General features: G+C 65.1%; 23 protein-coding genes. 11 read left to right on the top strand and 12 right to left on the bottom strand.

Annotation, left to right across the window (positions count from 1 at the left end):
• Position 1 precedes the first annotated feature (1 nt).
• From K8M09_RS16260 to trmD, 4 genes are all read left to right on the top strand, one after another.
• Positions 2-322, top strand: coding sequence for a chorismate mutase (locus tag K8M09_RS16260; RefSeq protein WP_160787173.1), 321 nt, complete (start codon positions 2-4; stop codon positions 320-322).
• A gap of 31 nt (positions 323-353) precedes the next feature.
• On the top strand, positions 354-719 hold the full coding sequence (rpsP, locus tag K8M09_RS16265) for a 30S ribosomal protein S16 (protein WP_160787174.1): 366 nt from the start codon (positions 354-356) through the stop codon (positions 717-719).
• Positions 720-886: 167 nt separating this feature from the next.
• A complete protein-coding gene (rimM, locus tag K8M09_RS16270; RefSeq protein ID WP_160787175.1) occupies positions 887-1462 on the top strand; it encodes a ribosome maturation factor RimM in 576 nt (191 codons plus the stop codon).
• A 1-nt stretch (position 1463) separates the two neighbouring features.
• Positions 1464-2159: a tRNA (guanosine(37)-N1)-methyltransferase TrmD gene (trmD, locus tag K8M09_RS16275; RefSeq protein WP_160787176.1), complete on the top strand. Its 696-nt coding sequence runs from the start codon at positions 1464-1466 to the stop codon at positions 2157-2159.
• Here the strand turns inward: trmD and K8M09_RS16280 are convergent.
• Entirely contained in the window at positions 2141-2887 is a 747-nt protein-coding gene (locus K8M09_RS16280) for a sulfite exporter TauE/SafE family protein (protein ID WP_160787177.1), read from the bottom strand. The two genes, trmD and K8M09_RS16280, sit on opposite strands and share 19 nt — an antisense overlap.
• A gap of 299 nt (positions 2888-3186) precedes the next feature.
• Between K8M09_RS16280 and rplS the strand changes: the two genes are divergently transcribed.
• From rplS to leuC, 4 genes are all read left to right on the top strand, one after another.
• On the top strand, positions 3187-3705 hold the full coding sequence (rplS, locus tag K8M09_RS16285) for a 50S ribosomal protein L19 (protein WP_160787178.1): 519 nt from the start codon (positions 3187-3189) through the stop codon (positions 3703-3705).
• A 148-nt stretch (positions 3706-3853) separates the two neighbouring features.
• Positions 3854-4651 carry a transporter substrate-binding domain-containing protein gene (locus K8M09_RS16290; RefSeq protein ID WP_160787179.1) on the top strand — a complete coding sequence of 266 codons (798 nt, stop codon included), beginning with the start codon at positions 3854-3856 and terminating at the stop codon, positions 4649-4651.
• Between the two features lie 9 nt (positions 4652-4660).
• The gene (locus K8M09_RS16295; protein WP_160787180.1) at positions 4661-5476 is read left to right on the top strand and encodes an amino acid ABC transporter permease; all 816 of its coding nucleotides are present in this window, start codon (positions 4661-4663) and stop codon (positions 5474-5476) included.
• Positions 5477-5718: 242 nt separating this feature from the next.
• Entirely contained in the window at positions 5719-7128 is a 1410-nt protein-coding gene (gene leuC, locus K8M09_RS16300; protein ID WP_160787181.1) for a 3-isopropylmalate dehydratase large subunit, read from the top strand.
• 67 nt (positions 7129-7195) lie between these two features.
• On the opposite strand, the gene K8M09_RS16305 is transcribed toward leuC, so the two are convergent.
• Positions 7196-8026, bottom strand: a complete 831-nt coding sequence (locus tag K8M09_RS16305; RefSeq protein WP_160787182.1) for an aldo/keto reductase — start codon at positions 8024-8026, stop codon at positions 7196-7198.
• Positions 8027-8303: 277 nt separating this feature from the next.
• Between K8M09_RS16305 and K8M09_RS16310 the strand changes: the two genes are divergently transcribed.
• Together K8M09_RS16310 and K8M09_RS16315 are read left to right on the top strand one after the other, a co-directional pair.
• The gene (locus tag K8M09_RS16310) at positions 8304-8987 is read left to right on the top strand and encodes a response regulator transcription factor (RefSeq protein WP_160787183.1); all 684 of its coding nucleotides are present in this window, start codon (positions 8304-8306) and stop codon (positions 8985-8987) included.
• 20 nt (positions 8988-9007) lie between these two features.
• Positions 9008-9463 (top strand): cyclic nucleotide-binding domain-containing protein, encoded by a 456-nt coding sequence (locus K8M09_RS16315; RefSeq protein WP_160787184.1) that lies wholly within the window; start codon positions 9008-9010, stop codon positions 9461-9463.
• 3 nt (positions 9464-9466) lie between these two features.
• On the opposite strand, the gene K8M09_RS16320 is transcribed toward K8M09_RS16315, so the two are convergent.
• The 6 genes from K8M09_RS16320 to tesB form a co-directional block, all read right to left on the bottom strand.
• Positions 9467-10273 (bottom strand): exodeoxyribonuclease III, encoded by an 807-nt coding sequence (locus K8M09_RS16320; RefSeq protein WP_160787185.1) that lies wholly within the window; start codon positions 10271-10273, stop codon positions 9467-9469.
• 55 nt (positions 10274-10328) lie between these two features.
• Entirely contained in the window at positions 10329-11003 is a 675-nt protein-coding gene (locus K8M09_RS16325; RefSeq protein WP_380735240.1) for an outer membrane lipoprotein carrier protein LolA, read from the bottom strand.
• Positions 11004-11100: 97 nt separating this feature from the next.
• Positions 11101-13770 (bottom strand): FtsK/SpoIIIE family DNA translocase, encoded by a 2670-nt coding sequence (locus tag K8M09_RS16330; RefSeq protein ID WP_160787187.1) that lies wholly within the window; start codon positions 13768-13770, stop codon positions 11101-11103.
• A 206-nt stretch (positions 13771-13976) separates the two neighbouring features.
• Positions 13977-15302 (bottom strand): ammonium transporter, encoded by a 1326-nt coding sequence (locus K8M09_RS16335; RefSeq protein WP_380735252.1) that lies wholly within the window; start codon positions 15300-15302, stop codon positions 13977-13979.
• Positions 15303-15368: 66 nt separating this feature from the next.
• A complete protein-coding gene (locus tag K8M09_RS16340) occupies positions 15369-15719 on the bottom strand; it encodes a P-II family nitrogen regulator (protein ID WP_160787189.1) in 351 nt (116 codons plus the stop codon).
• Between the two features lie 206 nt (positions 15720-15925).
• Entirely contained in the window at positions 15926-16810 is an 885-nt protein-coding gene (tesB, locus tag K8M09_RS16345; protein WP_160787190.1) for an acyl-CoA thioesterase II, read from the bottom strand.
• A 110-nt stretch (positions 16811-16920) separates the two neighbouring features.
• On the opposite strand from tesB, the gene K8M09_RS16350 reads away from it, so the two are divergent.
• Complete coding sequence (locus K8M09_RS16350) at positions 16921-18141, top strand: ubiquinone biosynthesis hydroxylase (RefSeq protein ID WP_160787199.1); 1221 nt, start codon at positions 16921-16923, stop codon at positions 18139-18141.
• Here the strand turns inward: K8M09_RS16350 and K8M09_RS16355 are convergent.
• From K8M09_RS16355 to K8M09_RS16370, 4 genes are all read right to left on the bottom strand, one after another.
• A complete protein-coding gene (locus K8M09_RS16355) occupies positions 18138-18326 on the bottom strand; it encodes a Trm112 family protein (RefSeq protein ID WP_160787191.1) in 189 nt (62 codons plus the stop codon). The genes K8M09_RS16350 and K8M09_RS16355 overlap by 4 nt on opposite strands.
• Before the next feature lie 10 nt (positions 18327-18336).
• Entirely contained in the window at positions 18337-19017 is a 681-nt protein-coding gene (locus tag K8M09_RS16360) for an LON peptidase substrate-binding domain-containing protein (protein ID WP_160787192.1), read from the bottom strand.
• A 126-nt stretch (positions 19018-19143) separates the two neighbouring features.
• Positions 19144-20106 carry a thioredoxin gene (trxA, locus tag K8M09_RS16365; RefSeq protein ID WP_160787193.1) on the bottom strand — a complete coding sequence of 321 codons (963 nt, stop codon included), beginning with the start codon at positions 20104-20106 and terminating at the stop codon, positions 19144-19146.
• A gap of 58 nt (positions 20107-20164) precedes the next feature.
• Positions 20165-20674 carry a prolyl-tRNA synthetase associated domain-containing protein gene (locus K8M09_RS16370; RefSeq protein WP_160787194.1) on the bottom strand — a complete coding sequence of 170 codons (510 nt, stop codon included), beginning with the start codon at positions 20672-20674 and terminating at the stop codon, positions 20165-20167.
• Between the last annotated feature and the right edge of the window lie 178 nt (positions 20675-20852).

Below are 20852 nucleotides of genomic sequence, written 5' to 3' on the forward strand. Positions count from 1 at the left end.
CATGACGATCGACCCGAAGGTCAGGCAGCAATTGGGAGAATACCGGCAGTCGATCGACAATATCGACGCTGCCCTTGTGCATATGCTCGCCGAGCGCTTCCGCTGCACCCAGGCGGTGGGCGTGCTGAAGGCGACGCATGAACTGCCGCCGGCCGATCCGGCGCGCGAGGAATACCAGATCGAGCGCCTTCGCCGCCTGGCGAAGGATGCCAATCTGGACCCGGATTTCGCGGAGAAGTTCCTGAACTTCATCATCCGCGAGGTGATCCGGCATCATGAAGCCATTGCCGCCGAACATGGCGGCGCAAACCACACCGCTTGAAAAGCGGCCCATCTACCCAAGGAGAAATGACATGTCCCTGAAGATTCGTCTCGCCCGCGGCGGTTCCAAGAAGCGCCCGTACTACCAGATCGTCGTTGCCGACGCCCGCTCCCCGCGTGACGGCCGCTTCCTCGAGAAGCTCGGCGCCTGGAACCCGATGCTCGGCAAGGACGACGCAAACCGCGTCCAGATCGACACCGACCGCGCCAAGGAATGGCTCGCCAAGGGCGCACAGCCCACCGACCGCGTTGCCCGCTTCCTCGACGAAGCCGGCGTTCTGAAGCGCGAAGCCCGCAACAACCCGGACAAGGCAAAGCCGGGCAAGAAGGCTCTCGAGCGCGCCGCCGAGAAGAAGCAGAAGGAAGAAGACGCCGCTGCTGCCGCCGCTGGCGAATAATCTGCCTCGACTTTTATGGAGACGGGCGGCGTGCTTCATGCCGCCCGTTTTCATTTTGTCTGACGCAATTCCGGACGCAAAACCGCTGCACACTTTTGCTGGAATTGCTCTAGGAGCCTCCGCGCGAACGTCGTAAGAGGCTTTGCAAGACCACACGGAACCGAACCATGGCGAAACTGGAAAATCCCGTCCTCATGGGCACCGTCGGCGCGGCACAGGGCCTGCGCGGCGAGGTCCGTGTGAAATCCTACACAATCGACCCGACCTCCATCGGCGACTACGGCCATCTGCACACCGAGGACGGCCGGTCCTTCGAGGTGCTGGAGGTGCGCGAGGCGAAGAACGTCGTCGTCGTGCGCTTTCGCGGCGTCAACGACCGCAACGCCGCCGAGGCGCTGAACGGCATCGAACTCTATATCGAGCGCGACAACCTGCCGGACGAGGAACTGGACGAGGACGAGTTCTTCTATGCCGACCTCGAAGGCCTGGAAGCCGTCGACACGACCGGCCGCAGCCACGGCACCGTCACCGGCATCTTCGATTTCGGCGCGGGCGACCTGCTCGAACTCAAGGGGCCGGGCAAGCGCCCCGTGCTCATTCCCTTCTCCGAAGCCGCGGTGCTGGAAATCGACCTCGAAGGCGGCCGCCTCCTGATCGACGCCACCGCCGCCGGTCTCGTCGACGACGAGAAGGACGGCCCCGGCAGCCGTCGTCGCCGCCCGCCGCAGGGCGAGGGAGAATAACGTGGCTTTCCGCGCCACCATCCTGACGCTCTACCCGGAGATGTTTCCAGGCTTTCTCGCCCAGTCCCTCTCCGGCAAGGCGCTGGCGCGCGGCGACTGGTCGCTCGACTGCCTGCAGATCCGCGATTTCACCACCGACCGCCACCGCACCGTCGACGACACGCCGGCCGGCGGCGGCGCGGGCATGGTGCTGAAGCCGGATGTGCTGGCCAAGGCCATCGACCATGCCTCCGAGGGTGACAACCGCCCGCGCCTCCTGATGAGCCCGCGCGGAAAACCGCTGACGCAGAAGCGCGTGCGCGAACTTGCGGCCGGCGAGGGCGCGATCATCGTCTGCGGCCGTTTCGAGGGCGTCGACCAGCGTGTGATCGACGGGCGGCAGCTCGAAGAAGTCTCCATCGGCGACTACATCCTCTCCGGCGGCGAGCCGGCGGCGATGATCCTGCTGGATGCCATCGTGCGCATCCTGCCCGGCGTCATGGGCAATGCGCTTTCCGGTGAGCATGAGAGTTTTGAAGGCGGATTGCTGGAGCATCCGCACTATACGCGCCCGCAGGTCTTCGAAGGCCAAGAAATCCCCGGCGTGCTGACCTCCGGCAACCACGCCGCCATCGACCGATGGCGGCGCGAGGAGGCGGAGAAGCTGACGCGCGAGCGCCGGCCCGATCTTCTGACCGATCAGCCCTTCAGGAAATAATAGACCGTCAGCGCAAGGCCGACCGCCACCACCAGCACGCGGATCACCGGCTGCGGCACGCGCCGCGCCGCCCATACGCCGGACCAGCCACCAAGCGCCGCCGCCGGCACCATGACGGCGGCCTGCGGCCAGCCGATCACCCCGCCGCTGGCGAAGACGATAACCGCCATGGCGGCAATGACGACGGCGACGAAATTCTTCAGCGCGTTCAGCCGGTGATAGTCACCGCCCTTGGTGAGGCCCAGCACGGCGAGCGTCATGATGCCCATGCCCGCGCCGAAGAAGCCGCCATAGATGGAGGTGACGAACTGGCCGGCAAGGCCGAGCGGCGAGATCGGTTTTTCCGGGCTGAGCGTCTTCGGCTTGAGGTAAGGCCCGGCCGCGAAAATCGCGGTCGCCGCCAGCAGCAGCCAGGGCACCAGCGCGCGGAACGAGGGATTGGAGAGCGAGAGCAGCAGCAGCGCCCCGGCAAGGCCACCGACCAGCGACAGCGCGCCGAGCAGCAGCGCTTCCTTCCAGTCGGCGCGGATTTCCTTGGCATAGGCGAGCGTCGAGGTGACATAGCCCGGGAACTGCGTGATCGAGGAGGTGGCGTTGGCGACGATGGGCGGCAGGCCGATCAGCGACATCGCCCCGAAGGTAAGGAACGTACCCCCGCCGGCAATGGCATTCACCACGCCGGACAGGAAGCCGGCGACGAACAGAAAGATGGCATCGAAAACGGTCATGGCACTCCCCCGGGCGGCGACAGGGGCCGCGCCCGCTCCTTCAAGGCGTGATAGCGTGGCACCGGAAGGCCGGCAAGACCCGGAAATCCGCCACGCGCGGGTGGATTCTTTTGCCGCCGGGGGATGACAAGCCGGCCCGATTGGTGTATTGGCCCGCTCGGATTTGGGATTACCCAGCCGACCTGCAAGCAAAGAATGGCGAATCCGCTCCGTCCGGCAACGGACTAACCCGAGAGGCATGACCTCGAAGGCCACCGTCGAGCGCTCTGGCTGTTTCAGAAGAACCGAAGGTTAGACCGATGAACATCATCCAGCAGCTCGAAGCCGAACAGGCCGCGAAGATCGAAGCCAAGCGCCAGCTCCCGGAATTCTCCCCGGGCGACACCGTCCGCGTCAACGTGCGCGTTACGGAAGGCACGCGTACCCGCGTTCAGGCCTATGAAGGCGTTTGCATCGCCCGCTCCGGCGGCGGCATCAACGAGAGCTTCACCGTTCGCAAGATTTCCTACGGCGAAGGCGTCGAGCGCGTCTTCCCCGTCTACTCGCCGCTCGTCGAAAGCGTCGACGTCGTCCGCCGCGGTAAGGTCCGCCGCGCCAAGCTCTACTACCTGCGCGATCGTCGCGGCAAGTCGGCTCGTATCGTCGAGAACACCGGCACGCGCGCCCGCAAGCTGAACGACGCCGAGCGTCAGGCCATTGCCGAGGAAAAGGCACGTCTCGAAGCCGAGAAGGTCGCAGCAGCTCAGGCGCTCGCCGCTGAAAAGGCAGCAGCAGAAGCTGCCGAAGCCGCAAAGGCCGCAGAAGCCGCCGCCGAATAATCCGGCAGCGCATACTCTATCGAAAGCCGCCGGCCCCTTGCCGGCGGCTTTTTTGTTTTACGGAAAACCCTTTGCGCGCAAGCCCCATGCTTGTTGCCGGCCCTGACCTGTGACAGTGTTCCGCCGCCACAATTCAGGAGCATATCCCATGTTTTCCCGCCGCGCCGTTCTTGCAGGCCTTGCCGCCGCCGCTCTCATGCCCGCCGTCGCCTTCGCCTCCGACCTTCCCGATCTCGGCGGCAAGACCGTCGTCGTCGTCACGGAGAACGCCTATCCGCCGCTGCAGTTCGTCGACCCGAAGACCGGCAAGCAGATCGGCTGGGAATACGACGCGATGGACGAGATCGCCAAGCGCCTGAACTTCAAGGTCGAGTACCAGAACGCGAGCTGGGACGCGATGATCCAGGCCGTCTCCGACAACCAGTACAATATCGGCATGACCGGCATCACCATCAAGGAAGACCGCAAGGAGAAGGTCGACTTCTCCGATCCCTACATGCGCTCGCAGCAGTTCATGCTGGTGCGCGGCGATGAAACCCGCTTCACCGACGCCAAGAGCTTCGGCGAATTCAAGGACGGCCTGATTGCCGCGCAGCCCGGCACCTCGCCCTTCTATACCGCCGTCTACGAAATCCTCGACGGCAACGAACAGAATCCGCGCATCAAGCTGTTCGAGACCTTCGGCGCGACGGTGCAGGCGCTTCAGGCCGGCGACGTCGATCTCGTCCTGACCGACAGCGTCGCGGCCAAGGGCTATACCGATGCCTCCGGCGGCAAGCTGAAGGTGGTCGGCGGGCCGCTCGGCACCGAGGACTTCGGCTTCATCTTCCCCAAGGGCTCCGATCTCGTTGCCCCGGTCAATGCCGCCATCGCCTCGCTGAAGGCGGACGGAACGCTCGACACGCTCAACAAGAAGTGGTTCCTCGACTACAAGATGGGTCAGTAGCGGGCAGCCATGGCTCCCGTTTCGCCCGGCACCGGCAAGGACGACTATCCCTGGTGGCTGGTCGCGCTTGCCGTGATCGCGCTGGCGCTTGCCGGCGTGATCGTCACCAACGATATCTACGCGCAGGTTTTCAGCGTCGTGCTGAAGGGACTGTGGGTGACGATCTTCGTGACCCTCGTCGCCTTCATGCTCGCCACCATGCTCGGCCTCGGCGTGGCGCTGATGGCGCTTTCCGAGAGCAAGGCGCTGCGGCAGATCGCGCGGTTCTACACGGAGGTCATCCGTGGCGTGCCGATCCTCGTGCTTCTTTTCTACATAGCCTTCGTCGGCGCGCCGGCGCTGGTGGCGGCGATCAACGTCGTCATCGCCCCGCTCGTCGCCGCCGGCACGACGGAACCCATGCAGGTGCGCGACCTCTCCTTGATGTGGCGGGCGATCATCGCGCTGATGATCGGCTATTCCGCCTTCATCGGCGAGGTTTTTCGCGCGGGCATCCAGTCCGTCGACAAGGGGCAGGTCGAGGCGGCCAAGGCCCTCGGCCTCTCGCGCGTCCAGCGCTTCCGCCTCGTCGTCTTCCCGCAGGCGATCCGCGTCATCCTGCCGCCGCTCGGCAACGATTTCGTGGCGATGGTGAAGGATTCGTCCCTCGTCTCCGTGCTCGGCGTCGCCGACGTCACCCAGATGGGCAAGGTCTACGCCTCCGGCTCCTTCCGCTTCTTCGAGACCTATTCCATCGTCGCCTATGTCTATCTCATCCTCACCATCGGCCTGTCGCTGGCCCTGCGGGGGCTGGAAAGGCGGCTCAGGCGCAATGTCGCGCATTGATTCTTCGCAATTGCCGAGGCCCGCAAAAATCGCTATATGCGGCTCCATGGAATCCAAGTTCGGATGCACGGAAACGCATGTCGTCGTGCTGCAGGATCACAAGCGCCTGCCGGCACGCTTCTTTGCGCGTGTCTTCGGGGCGCTCATCAGCCGCCTATCCTGATCGCCGCTTCCTACGCGATCCCGCCAGCCGCACGCTGCGGATTTCCAGACCCTTTCAACATGCCAGCGGATGAAGAGCCATGAGCGCACCCCGTACCCTCTACGACAAGATCTTCGACGACCACATCGTCAGCCGCCAGGAAGACGGCACCTGTCTTCTCTACATCGACCGTCACCTCGTCCATGAAGTGACGTCGCCCCAGGCCTTCGAGGGCCTGCGCATGGCCGGCCGCAAGGTCCGCGCGCCGGAAAAGACGCTCGCCGTCGTCGACCACAACGTCCCCACCTCGCCGGATCGCCATCAGGGCATCAAGAACGAGGAAAGCCGCATCCAGGTCGAGGCGCTCGCCAACAACGCCGCGGAATTCGGCGTCGAATACTATTCGGAAAAGGACGTCCGCCAGGGCATCGTCCACATCGTCGGCCCGGAACAGGGTTTTACCCTGCCGGGCATGACCATCGTGTGCGGTGACAGCCACACCTCCACGCACGGTGCCTTCGGCGCGCTGGCGCACGGCATCGGCACGTCGGAAGTGGAACACGTTCTGGCCACCCAGACGCTGATCCAGAAGAAGGCGAAGAACATGCTGGTGCGCGTCGACGGGCAGCTCCCGGAAGGCGTGACCGCGAAGGACATCATCCTTGCCATCATCGGCGAGATCGGCACGGCCGGCGGCACCGGCCACGTCATCGAGTTCGCCGGCGAAGCGATCCGCTCGCTGTCGATGGAAGGCCGCATGACGATCTGCAACATGACGATCGAAGGCGGCGCCCGCGCCGGCCTCATCGCGCCGGACGAGAAGACCTTCGAATACATCAAGGACAAGCCGCGCGCGCCCAAGGGCAAGGCCCTCGATATGGCGATCGACTACTGGAAGACGCTCTACACGGAAGAAGGCGCGCATTTCGACCGCGTGGTCGTGCTCGACGCCGCCAACCTGCCGCCGATCGTCTCCTGGGGTTCCTCGCCGGAAGACGTCGTCTCCGTCGAAGGCACCGTGCCGAACCCGGACGACATCGAAGACGAGACCAAGCGTTCGTCCAAGTGGCGCGCCCTTGACTATATGGGCCTGAAGCCGGGCACGAAGATTACCGACATCGCCATCGACCGCGTCTTCATCGGCTCCTGCACCAACGGCCGCATCGAGGACCTGCGCGCCGTCGCCGCCGTCGTCGAGGGCAGAAAGGTCGCGTCCACCGTCAGCGCCATGATCGTTCCGGGCTCCGGCCTCGTGAAGGAACAGGCCGAGAAGGAAGGCCTCGACACGATCTTCAAGGCCGCCGGCTTCGACTGGCGCGAGCCGGGCTGCTCCATGTGCCTTGCCATGAACGACGACCGCCTGAAGCCGGGCGAGCGCTGCGCCTCCACCTCGAACCGCAACTTCGAGGGCCGCCAGGGCTTCAAGGGCCGCACGCATCTCGTTTCTCCGGCCATGGCCGCAGCCGCCGCCATTGCCGGCCATTTCGTGGATATCCGCGACTGGCAGTAAACACGGCCGGAACGCCGACAGGACAAAGGCCGGGAGCAAGCTCCCGGCCTTTTCGTTTGTGCAGGGCTCAGAACGTCGCCGTCATCGGATCGGGGCCGATGCGCCTGCCGTCCTTCTCGAGCGCCCCGAATGTCGCCATGTCCTCGGCATCGAGCTTGAAATCGAAGACCTTGAAATTCTCCTCGATGCGCGAGGGCGTCACCGATTTCGGGATGACCACCAGCCCGCTGTCGATATGCCAGCGGGTGATGACCTGCGCCGGGGTGCGGCCGTGCTTGGCGGCAACCTTCGCGACGAGCGGATTGTCCAGCAGCGTGCCCTGCCCGAGCGGGCTCCAGGACTGGGTGACGATGCGGTGCTTTTCGTGATAGGCCCGCGCCTCTTTCTGCGGGAAATCGGGATGCAGCTCGATCTGATTGATAACCGGCGTCACGCCCGTCTCGTCGATCACGCGCTGCAGGTGCTCGGGGTAGAAGTTGGAAACGCCGATGGAGCGGGCGCGGCCCTCCTTCTGGAGCTGGATGAAGGCCTTCCAGGTCGCCACATACTCGTCGCGCTTCGGCGCGGGCCAGTGGATGAGGTAGAGGTCGACATAATCGGTGCCGAGGCGTTTGAGGCTGGCGTCGAAGGCCTTCAGCGTCGAATCGTAGCCCTGATCGGAGTTCCAGAGCTTCGTCGTCAGGAAGATTTCGGACCGGGCGATGCCGGAAGCGCGGATGCCCTCGCCGACGCCGGCCTCGTTCTCGTAGATCGCCGCCGTATCGACATGCCGGTAGCCGGCCGAAAGTGCCGCCTTGACGGCCGTCACGGCCGTGTCGTTCGGGGTCTGCCAGACGCCGAGGCCCACCTGCGGAATGCTGTTGCCGTCGTGAAACAGGATCGTCGGTTGATCGCTCATAAGAATGTCTCCATGAAAAGGAATGGCGTGCTTGAACCCGTGGGGTTTCCCGTAGCGCCTTGCAGCCGGGCGACGGTCGAGGCTGATATAGGTTCGCGTCGCCGCATTTCAAAGGATGCCGCGGGGATCGCCTTCACGCACTGTTCAGGAGAATTTGATCCGCATCGCCCCGTCCGCCATATTCGCGCCATGCGGCAAGGTATCTGGCTAAGTCACAGGCGGGCTTGCCAAAAGCGCCAGTTCCCTTACTTTCCGTAGGAATGCCGAGAGGTAAAGCATGACATCCCGCACCATCCTTCTTGTCGATGACGACAACGACCTCCGCGAGACGCTCGTCGAGCAGCTTTCGCTCTACGAGGAATTCGCAACGCTCGAGGAAACGACGGCCGGCAAGGGCATCCAGACCGCGCGGGCGAACCAGATCGACCTTCTCATCATGGATGTCGGCCTGCCGGACATGGACGGCCGCGAGGCGGTGAAGCTCCTGCGCAAGGGCGGCTTCAAGGCGCCGATCATCATGCTGACCGGCCATGACACCGATTCGGACACGATCCTCGGTCTGGAAGCCGGCGCCAACGACTATGTGACGAAGCCCTTCCGCTTCGCCGTGCTGCTCGCGCGCATCCGCGCGCAGCTTCGCCAGCACGAGAGCAGCGAGGACGCCACCTTCACCGTCGGTCCCTATACGTTCAAGCCCGGCCAGAAGCTGCTGACGCTGGAAAACGGCCAGAAGATCCGCCTCACCGAGAAGGAAGCGGCGATCATCCGCTATCTCTACCGCGCCGACCAGAAGGTCGTCACGCGCGACGTGCTGCTGGAAGAGGTCTGGGGCTACAATTCGGGCGTCACGACCCACACGCTGGAGACCCATGTCTATCGTCTGCGCCAGAAGATCGAGCGGGACCCTTCCAATGCCGAGATTCTCGTGACAGAGAACGGCGGTTACAAGATCGTTCCGTAATTCAGTAAGGAGCGCCCGCCGTGGCCCTCAGCGACGACATCGCCCTGCTTTCCAAGGTCCCGCTCTTTGCGGGCCTTGCCGACGACAAGCTGCGCCTGATGGCCTTCGGTGCGGAACGCCGGCGGCTGGTCGAGGGGCAGACGCTGTTTCGCGAGGGCACCTCGGCCGATTGCGGCTTCGTTGTCGCCTATGGCGCGTTCCAGCTCACCTCGACGCTGCGCGACGGCGCGACGCGCGACGAGGGCACCGCAGGGTCCGGCACGCTCCTGTCGGAACTTGCCATGATCTCCGCCGTCGAGCGCAAATATACGGCGGTGGCGCTGGAGGACAGCGAGGTCATCCGCATCAACCGTCCGCTCTTCCGGCGCATGCTGGAGGAATATCCGGACGTCGCCGTGCTGGTCGACGCCCGTATCCGCGAGAATCTGGCCGCGATGATCAGCCAGATGCGCGGCCTTGCCGGCCGCTTCGCCTGAAACTCAGAAATCGAATTCCGCGATGACCGGAACGTGGTCGGACGGCCGCTCCCAGCCGCGCGCCTCGCGGACCACCGAAATGTTGGAAAGGTGCGGGTCGAGATCGGCCGAGGACCAGATATGGTCGAGGCGGCGGCCCTTGTTGGCGGCCTGCCAGTCGGCCGAGCGGTAGCTCCACCACGTATAGAGCTTTTCCTCCGCCGGCACCTTGCGGCGCATCAGGTCCACCCAGGCGCCCTTGGTCATCACGTCGATCAGGCCTTCGGTCTCGATGGGCGTATGGCTGACGATCTTCAGGAGCTGCTTGTGCGACCAGACGTCATGCTCCAGCGGCGCGATGTTGAGGTCGCCGACGAGGATGGAGGAGATGCCCGCCTCGGCTTCCGCATGGAGCAGCTTCATCTCCTCGATGAAATCGAGCTTGTGGCCGAATTTCGGATTGATCGTGCGGTCCGGCTCGTCGCCGCCGGCCGGCACATAGAAATTGTGCACCCGGATCGACTTGCCGCCATGATGGAAGACCACCGAGACATGCCGCGCATCGCCGACGCCGCAATAGTCGCGCCGCTCGACGATCTCCGTCAGCGGCAGGCGCGAAACGGTGGCGACGCCGTGATAGCCCTTCTGGCCATGCATGACGATATGCTCGTAGCCGAGCGCCTTCAGGGGCTTCGACGGAAACTGGTCGTTCGGGCACTTGGTTTCCTGCAGGCACAGGATGTCGGGCGAATAGGTCTTCAGGAAATGCTCGACGAGCGGCATGCGCAGCCGCACGGAGTTGATGTTCCACGTCGCGATCGAAAGTGCCATGCCTGCCCCCGGAATATCGTCCGGGGGTCTTAGAGCATTTTACGGCGAAGTGGAATCACTTGCCGCCGCGGTTGCGGATTTCGTCATAGGGGATCGAGAAGACCTTCTCGTCGAGCGGCACGCCGGTCTTGACGTTGAAGATCATCACGGAGGTGTCCTTGCCCTGCGCGTCGGTGATCGTCCACTGGCGCAGGTCGTAGGTCTTCGGGTCGAACATCATGGTGATGGTCGAATCGCCGAACATGTTCTTGTCGCCGAGCACGATGGTCGTCAGGTCCGCCTCTTCCTTCACGCCGCGCACCATCTTGGTGGAAAGGTCGATCTTGTCGCCAAGGAGAAGGTTCAGCGGCGTCTTGGAGAGCGGATAGATATCCCAGGTCTTCAGCTTGCGATTGCCGATGACGACGGACTTGCCGTCGGCGATCACGCGCATGGGCGAGGGATCCTCGTAGTTGAAGCGGATCTTGCCGGGGCGGTCGATGTAGAACTTGCCGCCGGTCTGCTCGCCGCGCGGGCCGAACTGCACGAACTCGCCCATCATCGTCTTCACGGAAGCGAAGTGGTCGGCGATCTTCTGCGCCGTGCCGCCGGCCTGCGCGGAAGCGTCGGCGGGCGCGAGCACGGAAAGGCCGGCCGCGAGCGCGAAGGCCATAAGGCCGGTAAAGCCGCGGCGGGTCAGCGTTCCGCTCGCACGGCCGTGTTCGGATCGGATCATGTCGGTCTCCTTCATGCGTCTGTCATGCGAGCCAAAGGCGGCGCCATAATGGCATCGGCCCGCAACGCGTGACGTGCCGGATGAAACGCGGCGGAAGGCCCCGCGTTCCCGGTCATCGTCCCGTAATCTCGTCTTCCGTCGGCACGAGAATCTCGCGCTTGCCGGCGTGGTTGGCGGGGCCGATCAGGCCCTCCTTCTCCATGCGCTCGATCAGCGAGGCCGCACGGTTGTAGCCGATGCCGAGGCGGCGCTGGATATAGGAGGTGGACGCCTTGCCGTCGCGCAGCACCACGGCCACCGCCTGGTCGTAGGGATCGTCGGAATCGTCGAGGTTGGCGGTGCCGGCCGGGCCGTGACCGCCCTCGCCGTCCTCGTCGTCGTCCTCGGTAATGGCGTCGAGATATTGCGGCGCGCCCTGCGTCTTCAGATGCGCGACCACCGCCTCCACCTCGCCGTCCGAGACGAACGGGCCATGCACGCGCTGGATGCGCCCGCCGCCGGCCATGTAGAGCATGTCGCCCATGCCGAGGAGCTGTTCGGCACCCTGTTCGCCGAGAATGGTGCGGCTGTCGATCTTCGACGTCACCTGGAAGGAGATGCGCGTCGGGAAGTTGGCCTTGATCGTGCCGGTAATGACGTCGACGGACGGGCGCTGCGTCGCCATGATGACATGGATGCCGGCAGCGCGCGCCATCTGGGCAAGCCGCTGCACCGCGCCCTCGATGTCCTTGCCGGCGACCATCATCAGGTCGGCCATTTCGTCGATGATGACGACGATATAGGGCATCGGCTGGAGATCGAATTCCTCCGTCTCGTACATCGCCTCGCCCGTCTGGCGGTCGAAGCCGGTCTGCACGGTGCGGGTGATCGTCTCGCCCTTGGCGAGCGCCTGCTCGACGCGGCTGTTGAAGCCGTCGATGTTGCGCACGCCGATCTTCGACATCTTCTTGTAGCGCTCCTCCATCTCGCGCACCGTCCACTTGAGGGCGACGACGGCCTTCTTCGGGTCGGTGACGACGGGGGAGAGGAGATGCGGAATGCCGTCATAGACGGAGAGTTCCAGCATCTTCGGGTCGATCATGATCAGGCGGCACTGTTCCGGCTTCAGGCGGTAGAGCAGCGACAGGATCATGGTGTTGATGGCCACCGACTTGCCCGAGCCGGTGGTGCCGGCGACCAGCAGATGCGGCATCTTGGCGATGTCGGAAATGACCGGCTCGCCGCCGATCGTCTTGCCGAGCGCCATGGCGAGGCGGGCCTTCGAGGTCTCGAAATCGCGGCTGGCGATGAGTTCGCGCAGGAAGACAGTCTCGCGGCTCTGGTTCGGCAATTCGATGCCGATGGCGTTGCGGCCCGGCACGACGGCGACGCGGGCGGCAATGGCGCTCATCGAGCGGGCGATATCGTCGGCAAGGCCGATGACACGGGAGGACTTGATGCCCGGGGCCGGCTCCAGCTCATAGAGCGTGACGACCGGGCCGGGGCGCACATGGATGATCTCACCCTTGACGCCGAAGTCCTCCAGCACGCCTTCCAGCATGCGGGCGTTCTGCTCCAGCGCATCGGCGGAAAGCGTCGTATCGCGCACCTGACCCTTGGGTTCGGCGAGCAGGTGGATCGGCGGAAGCTGGAAACCGTCCGGGCTGACGAAGGAGGTCTGCGCCTCGCGGTCGGCGCGCTGGCCGGGCTTCGGCCGGGCGGCGGGAGCAACGACGCGGGCGCCCGCGGCGGGAGCCGCCTGACGGGCCGGCGCGCGGCGGGGCGCCCAGTCGGCGGCGATGTCGTCGGCGTCCTCGTCCGGCAGGATGCCGCTCGGGCGGGCAAGCGGCTCGTCGTCCATGTCGAAGGGCAGGTCGTCGTCGAGCGAGATCGACGGCGTGGAGACGGCGCGGCGGCCGTCCATGGAGGGTTCGACGCGCTCGGCAGTGCGGCTTGCGGCGCGGGCGCGCACCGGTTCGTTCAGCGTGCCGAACTCGTCCTCGTTGAAATCGTAGGGCTGCTCGATGCCGCGCGCCTTGCGGCGCTGGTTCGAGAGGCCGAAGATGCGGCGCACGCGCGCCTGCCCGGTATACCAGGCATGGGTCATCGCACCGGCCAGCACGGTGAGCGGGCCTTCCCGGCCGTCATCCTCGTCGTCCTCGTCCTGAGCGGCACGGCTGCGGTTCTGCGCCGGAACCGGGGCAAAATCCTCCTCGTCGTCGATGGCGCCGCCACCGATCAGGCCGGCGCTGAACACCATCAGCCAGACGGCCGGCAGCGCGATGATGCTGCCGATGACGGTGGCGAACATGCCGGTCGGATAGGCGCCGGTGAAGAGCGCCGGGAACCGCAGGATCATGTCGCCGAAGACGCCGCCGAGGCCGGTCGGCAGCGGCCACGTCACCGGGCCGGGCACGCAGGCGAGCGCGGCGGACGCAAGAATCGCCCCGCCGAGCCAGGCGGCCGCGCGCTGCGGCACGCGGCTGAAGCGCCGGCCGCCGACCATGGCCAGACCCCAGGCGACGGCGGGCAGCAACGCGATCACGCTGGCAAGGCCGAAGAACTGCATGAAGAGATCGGCAAAGACGGCCCCCGGATAGCCGAGGATATTGGCCGGCTCGCCGCTGGAGGCATAGGAGAGGCTGGGGTCCGAGACGTTCCAGGTGGAGAGCGCAGCGATGGCGAGCGCAAGGCCGAGGAAGATGCACAGCCCGACAAGGACCTGAACCTGCCGCCAGACGAAGGCCGACAGAATGAAACGGTCGTGCCGGTTGTCCAGTCCTGCCGAAATGCTTCTGCTCATGGGTACAGCCTATCGTCCACGCAAGGAATCGCACGGCTTCCGCCCGAATCGCGGAATGTGCCTGACTGTGAACCCTACGAAGGAAGGCTTAATGCCATGTTAACCATGCGGCGGCGGATCATGGTTTCTGTGCGGTAAATGAAAAAGGGCCCGAACCGGAGTTCGGGCCAAGGCGGTGCGTGGCGGCCGGCAGCCGCCAAAGGCTTTTACGAGTGGTAGGCCGCTTCGCCGTGCGACGAGAGGTCGAGGCCTTCGCGTTCGGCTTCCACGGAGACGCGCAGGCCCACGGTGAGATCGACGATCTTGTAGAGGATCGCCGAGACCACGGCGCACCAGGCGATGGTGATGGCGACGGCGGTGAGCTGCGTCATGAACTGCGAGGCGATGGAGAAATCCGCCCCGCCCGTGCCGCCGAGCGACGGCGCGGTGAAGATGCCCGTACCGAGCGCGCCGATGAAGCCGCCCACGCCATGGACGCCGAAGACGTCGGCCGTGTCGTCATAGCCGAACTTGTTCTTCACCACAGCGACGAAGAAGTAGCAGACCGGTGAGGCGATGAGGCCGAGCACGATGGCGCCGAACGGGCCGACGGAGCCGGCAGCCGGGGTGACGGCGACGAGGCCGGCGATCATGCCCGAGGCCGCGCCGAGCAGCGAGGCCTTGCCGCGGGTGAAGACTTCCACCACCGACCAGGCGAGGATCGCGGCGGCCGTCGCGACGAAGGTGTTGACGGTGGCGAGCACCGCACCGCCCGAGGCCTCGAGGTTGGAGCCCGCATTGAAGCCGAACCAGCCGAACCACAGCATGGCGGCGCCGACGAGGGTGAGCGTCATGGAGTGGGGCGCCATCATGTCCTTGCCGAAGCCGGTGCGCTTGCCGACCATGATCGCGCCGATAAGGCCTGCCACGCCCGCATTGATATGCACGACGGTGCCGCCGGCGAAATCGAGCGCGCCCATGTTGAAGATCAGGCCGTTGCCGTCCCAGACCATGTGGGCGATCGGGAAGTAGACGAAGGTGGACCACAGCAGCGTGAAGAGGATGACGGCGGAGAACTTGATGCGCTCGGCGAAGGCGCCGATGATCAGCGCCGGCGTCAGCGCGGCGAAGGTCATCTGGAACAGCATGAAGATATATTCCGGGATGACGACGCCGTCGGTGAAGGTCGCCGAGGTGCTTTCGACCGTCACGCCGGTGAGAAACGCCTTGGCGAAGCCGCCGAAATAGGGGCTGGTCGAGCCGCCGAAGGCGAAGGAATAGCCGTAGGTCACCCAGACGATCATCATCAGCGCGCCGATGACCGTGCATTGCATGAGCACGGACAGCATGTTCTTGGTGCGCACCAGGCCGCCGTAGAACAGGGCAAGGCCGGGGATCAGCATGAAGAAGACGAGCAACGTCGCAAGGAACATGAAGGCGGTATCCGCCTTGTCCGGAACGGGCGCGGCGGCAGCGGCCTCGGTGGCGGCCGGCGCAGCTTCCTGCGCGAAGGCGATGACCGGGAGAAGCGCGGCTGTCGCGCCGGCGGCCATGCGGGGGAGAATGCGGGTAAACGTGAATGCGGACATGTTGAAAAGGCTCCCTGAAAGGCCGGTTGCTTAGAGCGCTTCGGTATCGGTTTCGCCGGTGCGGATGCGCACGGCATGGTCGATGGCGTAGACGAAGATCTTGCCGTCCCCGATCTGGCCGGTCTTGGCAGCGGCGGCGATCGCCTCCACGGCCCGGTCGACGAGGTCGCTGGCGACGGCGATCTCGATCTTCAGTTTCGGCAGGAAGCTGACGGCATATTCGGTGCCGCGATAGATTTCCGTATGCCCCTTCTGGCGGCCGTAACCCTTCACTTCGGTCACGGTCAGGCCCTGGATGCCGACGGCGGTGAGGGCTTCGCGCACCTCATCGAGTTTGAACGGCTTGATAATGGCCATTACGATTTTCATCTGGTTTCCCATCCTTCGTGCTTGTCCCCAGCCGGGGCCATCTCTCTGGCCGTTGGCAACCAACGACTGGAGATACACATTCAAGGGGCGTGCCAGATTCGAACGCCTTGGCTAAATCACTGAATTTAAATCGATAAAAATGACAGTCATGCTGCAGTGCAAAAAATCACCGCCGCACATGCTCAAAAAATAGTCGCTATCGAACTATCGCGTAAAATTTAGCCAGTTGCCTTTTTCCGAATCAGCCCTTCCTGGGCGACGGAGGCGATGAGCGTGCCGGAGCGGGTGTAGATCGCGCCCCGCGTCATGCCGCGCGCGCCGAAGGCCGAGGGGCTGTCCTGGCTGTAGAGCAGCCAGTCGTCGAGAACGGGCGGGCGATGGAACCACATGGCATGGTCGAGGCTCGCCACCTGCAGCGAGCGGTCGAGCACCGAGGTGCCATGGGCGAAGAGCGAGGTGTCGAGCAGCGTCATGTCGGAAAGATAGGCGAGGACCGCCGCCTGCAGGTGCCGGTCGGCCGGCACCGGCCCGGTCGTGCGCACCCAGATGTTCTGGTGCGGATCGAGCTTTTCCGAGGACAGGTAATGCGTCAGCGAAACGGGGCGCAGCTCGATGGGCCGCGGCCGTTCCCAATAGGCGCGGATATGCGGCGGGGCGGCGGCCATGAATTGCTCCTTCAGCTCCGCCTCGCCGATGAGCTTTTCCGGCGGCGGCACGTCGGGCACCGCCGTCTGGTGCTCGAAGCCGTCCTCATCATCCTGGAACGACGCGGTCATGAAGTAGATCGGCTTGCCATGCTGGATGGCGACGACGCGGCGCGTGGCGAAGGAGCCGCCGTCACGGATATTCTCCACGTCGTAGAGGATCGGCACGGAGGGATCGCCCGGCCGCACGAAATAGGCGTGCAGCGAATGTACGAAGCGGTTTTCCTGCTCCACCGTGCGCGTGGCGGCTACGAGCGCCTGGCCGATCACCTGCCCGCCGAACACCCGCTGCCAGCCAACCTGCGGGCTTTCTCCGCGAAACAGCCGGGTTTCCAGCCGCTCGATATCGAGCGTCCGAAGAAGGGCATCCATGGCGGGATTGGCGGTCTGGCGCGACATTTGGACGTGGCTCCTGTCTTGGACCCGAGGTAGGAAAGCGTTTCCTCCTCCTCTATATAGGGGAAGGAAAGACCTCAAGCGCCGTGGAGACCGCCATGCCCGAAGCCCAGATGCTCGACGTCCTCGTCGCCGGCGGCGGCTATGTCGGCCTTTCGCTGGCCGTTGCCGTCAAGAAGGCCGCGCCGCACCTAGCCGTCGAGGTGGTGGACGCTGCGCCGGACCACGCCTGGCGCAAGGACGAGCGTGCCTTCGCCATCGTCGCCGCCGCGCGCAATCTGCTCGACGTGCTCGGCATCTGGAACGAGATCGAGCCGGAGGCGGAGCCGATCCGCCGCATGGTCATCACCGATTCGCGCACCGCCGATCCCGTCCGCCCCGTCTTCCTCACCTTCGAGGGCGCCGGCTCCGGTGACGACGGCCAGCCCTTCGCTCATATGGTGCCGAACCGCGCCATCACCGCCGGCCTGCTGAAGCAGGCGGAAGCCCTCGGCGTCTCGATTCGCTGGTCCACCTCGGTGGAAGGCTTTGCGACCGGCCAGCATTCCACCACCGTCAGCCTTTCCGGCGGCACGGAACGCCAGACGCGCCTTCTCGTCGCCTGCGACGGCGTGCGCTCGAAGCTGCGCGACATGGCCGGCATCAAGACGGTGCGCTTCGATTACGGCCAGTCCGGCATCGTCACCACGGTCCAGCATGAGCGCCCGCACGAAGGCACGGCGGAAGAGCACTTCCTGCCCGCCGGCCCCTTCGCCACCCTGCCGCTCACCGGCAATCGCTCCTCCCTGGTCTGGACCGAGCGCACGGAGGATGCCCGCCGTCTCGTGGAGAGCGACGACCTCGTCTTCGAGGAAGAACTGGAGCGCCGCTTCGGCCACAAGCTCGGCGCGCTGAAGGTCGTCGACGGCCGCCGCGCCTTCCCGCTCGGCCTGACGCTCGCCCGCGCCTTCGTCGCCCCGCGCTTTGCGCTGGCGGGCGACGCCGCCCACGGCATCCACCCGATTTCCGGCCAGGGCCTCAATCTCGGCTTCAAGGACGTGGCGGCGCTCGCCGAAACCATCGTGGAAGCCGACCGCCTCGGCCTCGATATCGGCGCCGTTTCGGTGCTGGAGCGCTACGAGACCTGGCGCCGCTTCGACACGGTCCGCATGGGCATGACCACGGACGTGTTGAACCGCCTCTTCTCCAACGACATGACGCCGCTGCGCGTGCTGCGCGACGTCGGCCTCGGCGTCGTCGACCGCCTGCCGGGCCTGAAATCCTTCTTCATCCGGCAAGCCGAGGGCACGACCGGCAACGGCCATCCGCGCATGCTGGTGGGACAGAGGATCTAGTCCTTGATCTCGCGCGCTTCCGAAATCAGCATGATCGGAATCCCGTCACGGATCGGATAGGCGAGCCTGGCCTTCTCGGAGACGAGCTCCCCGGCCTTGGCGTCATAGACCAGCCGCCCCTTGGTCAGCGGGCAGACGAGAAGTTCAAGCATTTTGGGATCGACCCGGCTGGTGCTGGCATCCATGGCATAGACCCTATTGCAGCCGCGTATCGACGTCGCCATAGCTGCGCGCCAGAACGATTTCGGTGATGGCGATCAGCGTTTCCGCCCGCGTCTTGAGGTCGGGCGCTTCCAGCAGCGCCTGCTTTTCCGCCGGGCCGTAGGGCGACATCATCGACATGGAATTGACCAGCGTCGTGTTGCTGGCGCGCTCCACGCTCTCCCAGTCCGCCTCCAGCTTGTTGGCGTCGAGATAGGCCTTGAAGGCGGCAAGCAGCGCCTCGCGGTCGACGCTCTGCTCATCGTCCTTGCCGGAAAGATCGGCGATGAAGGGGGCGATGCGGAAACTGCGATAGGCCTTGCCGCCCCGCACCTCCTCAAGCAGCCTGTAGCGGCAGATGCCGGTGAGCGAGACGATGTAGCGCCCATCCCCGGTTTCGGCAAAGGAGGTGATGCGGCCGAGACAGCCGACCTGGCAGAGCGCCGGCGTCTCGCCGGTCTGGTCCTCCGCGCGATGCTCGCCGAAGACCGGCTGCACCATGCCGACCAGCCGATGCGATGCGAGCGCGTCGTCGAACATGGCAAGATAGCGCGGCTCGAAGATGTTGAGGGGAAGCTGGCCGCCTGGCAGGAGCAGCGCGCCCGTCAGCGGAAAGACGGGGACGGCCTCGGGCAGATCCTCCGGCTTCAGATAACGCGCGTTTCCCACCTGCATGGCATTGCCTTCCCGATTCGCGGCGCGGCGAAATGTTTCCCGCCTCTCGTCATCGCGCCCTCCCCCGAATGTGGGGTAGGCGCGGCGTTTCTCAAGGGACGCCGCGCCATGGGTTTGAAAAAAGCCTCAGGAGAACAGGATCGACGACAGCTTGCGGCGGGCGGCGATCGTCGCCGGGTCCTTGGCACCCCAGACGTCGAAGAACTGCAGCAGTTCCCGGCGCGCGCCGTCGTCGTCGAAGGCGCGGTCGCGCTTCATGATGTAGAGCAGATGATCGGCCGCCGCGTGGCGGTCGCCCTCGACATTGCGGATCTTCGCAAGGTTGAGCCGCGCGGCATGGTCGTCCGCATTCAGCGCCAGCGCCTGTTCGAGCGCGGCCGGATCGCCGAGCTTGCGGGCTTCCTCGATCTGGTCGAGCTTCTTGACGACCGCGGCGACGGCCGGGTCGGCGGCAAGCGCTTCCGGCAGGTTGCCGAGCGCCTGGCGGGCGTTGTCCGGCTGGCCGACGGCGATCATGCATTCGGCAATGCCGGCAAGCGCCGCGGCGTTTTCCGGGTCGGCCTGCAGCAGCGCGCCGTAGAGATCGGCTGCGCCGGCAAGGTCGCCCGCGTCGAAGAGCGTCTTTGCTTCGGCCAGCATGGCCTCGATCTCGGCCTTCTCGTCGGCGCCCGCGGGGCCGGCGATCTTGTCGATGAAGGCGCGGATCTGGCTTTCCGGCACCGCGCCCATGAAGCCGTCCACCGGCCGGCCGCCGACGAAGGCGACGACGGCGGGAATGGACTGGATGCCGAGCTGGCCGGGAATGGAGGGATGGTCGTCGATGTTGAGCTTGACGAGCTTCACCCGTCCGGCGCTCTCGCCCACGACTTTCTCGATAATCGGCTGGAGCTGCTTGCACGGGCCGCACCAGGGCGCCCAGAAATCGACGAGCACCGGCTGCTGGCGCGAAGCCTCCAGCACGTCACGCGAAAAATTCGCCGTGGTCGTGTCCTTGATCAGGTCGCCCGCCGGTGCCGCGCCGCCATAGCTCGCCGAAACGTTCATCTGCCCGCCATAGGACGGTGCATAGGGGTTGTCGCCTGCGCTCATGGGTCTCTCCTGTGGCGCAAAGCGCCGTCAAATGCGTGTCTGGGCCAGAAATCGTATGTCAGGCCGTGACTTTCAAGACAAGCGGCTCATGCCCCGTCGCCTCGATGAAGCGTAGCAGGTCCTTCGAGCCGATCGAGGTGGTCGCGTCGTTGCGCAGCGGATGGCAGTTGATCGTGTCGTATTCCATCAGGTCCGCATCGATGATGATCTTCACGTTCCCGCCCGCATCGTTGAACACGCCGAAGGCCGTGACCGCGCCGGGAATGACGCCGAGATATTCCATCAGCTTCTCCGGCTTGCCGAAGGAAACGCGGCTTGCCGCCCCGATGACGGTGTGGATCGTCTTGAGGTCCACCGAGGCATGTTCCTCGACGGTCATCAGGAAGTAGTTGTCCTTCTTGTCCTTCACGAAGAGGTTTTTCGTGTGGCCGCCCGGAATCTCGTCGCGCAGCGCCACGGATTCGGCGACGGTGAAGACCGGCGCATGTTCCTTCGTCGCATGGGCGATGCCCAGCCCGTCGAGAAACTGAAAAAGATCCTTGTCCGTCTTCGGCTGCGCTTCGCTCATGTCCCGTTTCCTGTCCCGAATAACTCCGCCCGCTGCTTAGGGCTTCGCCCGCCCGCACGCAACCACCTGAGAAACCGGGCCTTCGAAAGGCGCCGCAATTTTTTCTTCAAAATCCGACATTTCCCTGTTGCATTTGAAAATGGCTTAGGCCATATACCGCCCGTCGCCGCAACGCAGC

Origin of the sequence: Shinella zoogloeoides, assembly GCF_020883495.1 — a bacterium.
Lineage (GTDB): Bacteria > Pseudomonadota > Alphaproteobacteria > Rhizobiales > Rhizobiaceae > Shinella > Shinella zoogloeoides.

Bases quoted from the DNA above. Each gene is read 5' to 3' on its own strand.
- K8M09_RS16260 (WP_160787173.1), top strand. From the start codon at position 2: ATGACGATCGACCCGAAGGTCAGGCAGCAATTGGGAGAATACCGGCAG.
- rpsP (WP_160787174.1), top strand. From the start codon at position 354: ATGTCCCTGAAGATTCGTCTCGCCCGCGGCGGTTCCAAGAAGCGCCCG.
- rimM (WP_160787175.1), top strand. From the start codon at position 887: ATGGCGAAACTGGAAAATCCCGTCCTCATGGGCACCGTCGGCGCGGCA.
- K8M09_RS16280 (WP_160787177.1), bottom strand. From the start codon at position 2,887: ATGACCGTTTTCGATGCCATCTTTCTGTTCGTCGCCGGCTTCCTGTCC.
- rplS (WP_160787178.1), top strand. From the start codon at position 3,187: ATGAACATCATCCAGCAGCTCGAAGCCGAACAGGCCGCGAAGATCGAA.
- K8M09_RS16290 (WP_160787179.1), top strand. From the start codon at position 3,854: ATGTTTTCCCGCCGCGCCGTTCTTGCAGGCCTTGCCGCCGCCGCTCTC.
- K8M09_RS16295 (WP_160787180.1), top strand. From the start codon at position 4,661: ATGGCTCCCGTTTCGCCCGGCACCGGCAAGGACGACTATCCCTGGTGG.
- leuC (WP_160787181.1), top strand. From the start codon at position 5,719: ATGAGCGCACCCCGTACCCTCTACGACAAGATCTTCGACGACCACATC.
- K8M09_RS16305 (WP_160787182.1), bottom strand. From the start codon at position 8,026: ATGAGCGATCAACCGACGATCCTGTTTCACGACGGCAACAGCATTCCG.
- K8M09_RS16310 (WP_160787183.1), top strand. From the start codon at position 8,304: ATGACATCCCGCACCATCCTTCTTGTCGATGACGACAACGACCTCCGC.
- K8M09_RS16320 (WP_160787185.1), bottom strand. From the start codon at position 10,273: ATGGCACTTTCGATCGCGACGTGGAACATCAACTCCGTGCGGCTGCGC.
- K8M09_RS16325 (WP_380735240.1), bottom strand. From the start codon at position 11,003: ATGAAGGAGACCGACATGATCCGATCCGAACACGGCCGTGCGAGCGGA.
- K8M09_RS16330 (WP_160787187.1), bottom strand. From the start codon at position 13,770: ATGAGCAGAAGCATTTCGGCAGGACTGGACAACCGGCACGACCGTTTC.
- K8M09_RS16335 (WP_380735252.1), bottom strand. From the start codon at position 15,302: ATGGCCGCCGGCGCGACAGCCGCGCTTCTCCCGGTCATCGCCTTCGCG.
- K8M09_RS16340 (WP_160787189.1), bottom strand. From the start codon at position 15,719: ATGGGAAACCAGATGAAAATCGTAATGGCCATTATCAAGCCGTTCAAA.
- tesB (WP_160787190.1), bottom strand. From the start codon at position 16,810: ATGTCGCGCCAGACCGCCAATCCCGCCATGGATGCCCTTCTTCGGACG.
- K8M09_RS16350 (WP_160787199.1), top strand. From the start codon at position 16,921: ATGCTCGACGTCCTCGTCGCCGGCGGCGGCTATGTCGGCCTTTCGCTG.
- K8M09_RS16355 (WP_160787191.1), bottom strand. From the start codon at position 18,326: ATGGATGCCAGCACCAGCCGGGTCGATCCCAAAATGCTTGAACTTCTC.
- K8M09_RS16360 (WP_160787192.1), bottom strand. From the start codon at position 19,017: ATGCAGGTGGGAAACGCGCGTTATCTGAAGCCGGAGGATCTGCCCGAG.
- trxA (WP_160787193.1), bottom strand. From the start codon at position 20,106: ATGAGCGCAGGCGACAACCCCTATGCACCGTCCTATGGCGGGCAGATG.
- K8M09_RS16370 (WP_160787194.1), bottom strand. From the start codon at position 20,674: ATGAGCGAAGCGCAGCCGAAGACGGACAAGGATCTTTTTCAGTTTCTC.